Annotated in this window: 3 protein-coding genes; 2 read left to right on the top strand and 1 reads right to left on the bottom strand. The window is 62.5% G+C overall.

Features of this window, described 5'->3' with window-relative positions; genetic code table 11:
- The coding region (locus EN984_RS29540) for a cysteine synthase A (protein WP_127384155.1) at positions 1-690 on the bottom strand (690 nt) is incomplete at its 3' end.
- 328 nt (positions 691-1018) lie between these two features.
- On the opposite strand from EN984_RS29540, the gene EN984_RS29535 reads away from it, so the two are divergent.
- Together EN984_RS29535 and EN984_RS29530 are read left to right on the top strand one after the other, a co-directional pair.
- A complete protein-coding gene (locus EN984_RS29535; RefSeq protein WP_023812065.1) occupies positions 1019-1840 on the top strand; it encodes an SDR family oxidoreductase in 822 nt (273 codons plus the stop codon).
- A 78-nt stretch (positions 1841-1918) separates the two neighbouring features.
- On the top strand, positions 1919-2823 hold a 905-nt coding region (locus EN984_RS29530), incomplete at its 3' end, for an alpha/beta fold hydrolase (protein WP_127384154.1).

Raw genomic sequence — 2823 nt, 5'->3', positions numbered from 1 at the left:
GATCGAGCTGCCTGCGGACTTCAGCTCGCCGCTGGTGTAGAAAGAATAGAGCGCGGCCCCCAGCGGATCGGCGAGCGCGATCTTCACATCCCGGCTTTTGGCCTTCAGTCCGGAGGCGACGCCGGCCAGCGTGCCGCCAGAACCGACCGCCGACACGAAACCGTCGACCTTGCCGCCGGTCTGGTTCCAGATCTCCTCCGCGGTGGTGCGGATATGGCCGTCACGGTTGGCGACATTGTCGAACTGGTTGGCCCAGATGGCGCCGTTCGGTTCTGTCTTTGCCAGTTGCTCGGCCAGCCGCCCCGACAGTTTCACGTAGTTGTTGGGATTCCTGTAGGGCACGGCCGGCACCTCGATCAGCTCAGCGCCGAGCAGCTTGATCGTGTCCTTCTTTTCCTGGCTCTGCGTATCGGGAATGACGATGACGGTCCGGTAGCCGAGCGCCTTGGCGACCAGCGTCAGCCCGATGCCGGTATTGCCCGCCGTTCCCTCGACGATCACGCCGCCGGGCTTCAGCAGCCCGCGCTTCTCGGCGTCGCGGATGATGAACAGGCCCGCACGATCCTTGACCGACTGGCCGGGATTCATGAATTCGGCCTTGCCCAGGATCTCGCAACCGGTTTGTTCCGAAGCTTTGTTGAGGCGGATCAGAGGCGTGTTGCCGATCGCGTCGATCACAGAACGGGGCATTCAGGATTCCTTGTGTAGGTGCGCCGAAACCCTAGAAACCCGAAGCTGCGGTTTCAAGGCAAGAATTTGTCTGGTCCAGTCGCATTTGCAGTGCTGTTGTTGCGTCGGCGCTTCCCGAGGCTGGCCTCTTGCGCCACTGTTCATTTCCGGCTGACGTTGAAAAGCGGCTTTTCATTCGATTTCTTCACCGCTAGAGCAATTCCAGGAAAAGTGTGAAACGGTTTTCCGTCCGGAATTGCGTAGAAACAAGGAGATAGAGCAGTTCGCCGTTTCCGTGAAACGGTGAACCGCTCTAGAGCAAAGCACCAACAAGTCGACAGGGCGCAGCATGACACTCTACCGGGCTAACCCGAAGCACGGCGTCGCCTGGATCACGGGCGGCTCAAGCGGCATCGGCCGTGCGCTGGCCAGGGATCTTGCTTCCCAGGGCTATGCCGTCGCGGTGACGGCGCTTGACGACGATCCGATCGACACGCTTGTCGTCGAGACCGCGCAGATGCCGGGCAGTGTCACGGCCTTTCCCTGCGATGTCACCGACGAGCCGCGCATGGCAAGAACCGTCGCCGCGATCGAGAAGGAGCTCGGTCCCATCGTGCTCGCCATCTTCAATGCAGGGAACTACATTTCGACGCCGGGGGAGAATCTTGTCGTCAACGACTTTCGCCGGTCCTTCGAGGTCAATTATTTCGGCATCATCAACGGCCTCGTGCCCGCGGTCGAACGCATGCGTGTGCGGGCGCGCGGCCATGTCGTGCTGGTCGGCTCGGTGACATCCTATTTCGGCTGGCCGACAACGGCCGCCTATGGCGGCACCAAGGCGGCCATCAACATCCTGGCCGAGTCGCTGAAGTATGATTTCGACAAGATGAACGTGCGTATCCAGGTGTTCAATCCCGGCTTCATCGACACCCCGCTGACCGAGAAGAACATGCTGCCTATGCCGGGACTGATGCCGGTCAGCCGCGCATCGCGCCGCATGGCGCGGGGCATCAAGTCGGGCGGCTTCGAAGTCCATTTCCCGCGCCGGACCAGCTGGCCCCTGAAACTGCTCGGCCTGCTGCCGAGGCCGCTGTGCAGAGGGTTTATCAGCCTGATGACCAGTTGGAAGGCGCGGCCGCTGCATTACGACCGCAAACCCCCGATCGAATAGGACGCCGGCGAAATTGGCAGGCCCACCGTTTCGGGCCGCCTGGGTCATGGTTGAGACAAGTGCTGCGTGGAGTCTGCGATGGGGCGACGGATCGTGCTTGCTGTGCTGGGCCTGATCGCCATTCTCGCACTGGCCTTCGTGCTCGGCCCGCGCGTTCGCGTCGACACCACGATCCGTTTCGATCCCTCGCTCATCGCTGACGATCCGCAGGCCTATGTGGCAAAGGCGGAAGCCGCCATCCCCGGAATCCGTGACGGGCTGGAAAAAGAGATCGTCTGGGCCGATCCGTTGGTGCATGCCAGGACGCCGCTGTCGATCGTCTACATCCACGGCTTTTCCGCATCGAAGGGCGAGGTCCGCCCGCTGCCCGACGAAGTGGCGGAACAGCTTGATGCCAATCTCTTCTACACCCGGCTCACCGGTCACGGGCAGGATGGCGCGGCGATGACGCAAGGCAGCATCAACGCCTGGATCAACGACTATGAGGAAGCGCTCGCCATCGGCCGGGCGATCGGCGACAAGGTGATCGTCATCTCGACGTCGACCGGCGGCTCGCTGGCGGTCTGGGCGGCAACGCAGCCCGGTGCATCGGACGAGGTGGCGGCGATTGCGTTCATCTCCCCGAACTTCGGCGTCAAGGCTTCGGGCGCCGAGATCCTGACCATGCCGTGGGGCAAACAAATTGCCAGGCTGGTCGCCGGCAAGGAACACAGCTTCGTGCCGCGCAACGCGCTGAATGAAGAATTCTGGACCACCCGCTATCCGATCGAAGCAACCTTGCCGATGCAGGCGCTGACCGAGCTTGCCTATGGCGCGCCGGTGGAGAAGGCGACCATCCCTGCTTTGTTCATCTTTTCTGATTCGGACAAAGTGGTGCGGGCCGACCGCACCCGCGAGATTGCCGGGCGCTGGGGCGCGCCGCATGAACTGGTTCCGGTCGATGACACCGGCGACCCGGACAGTCACGTCATTGCCGGCGACGC

Source organism: Mesorhizobium sp. M7A.F.Ca.CA.004.12.1.1 (assembly GCF_003997835.1).
GTDB lineage: Bacteria > Pseudomonadota > Alphaproteobacteria > Rhizobiales > Rhizobiaceae > Mesorhizobium.
This window is presented reverse-complemented; position numbering and strand designations above follow the sequence as displayed.

Coding starts and splice junctions, on each gene's coding strand:
- EN984_RS29535 (WP_023812065.1), top strand. CDS start 1,019: ATGACACTCTACCGGGCTAACCCGAAGCACGGCGTCGCCTGGATCACG.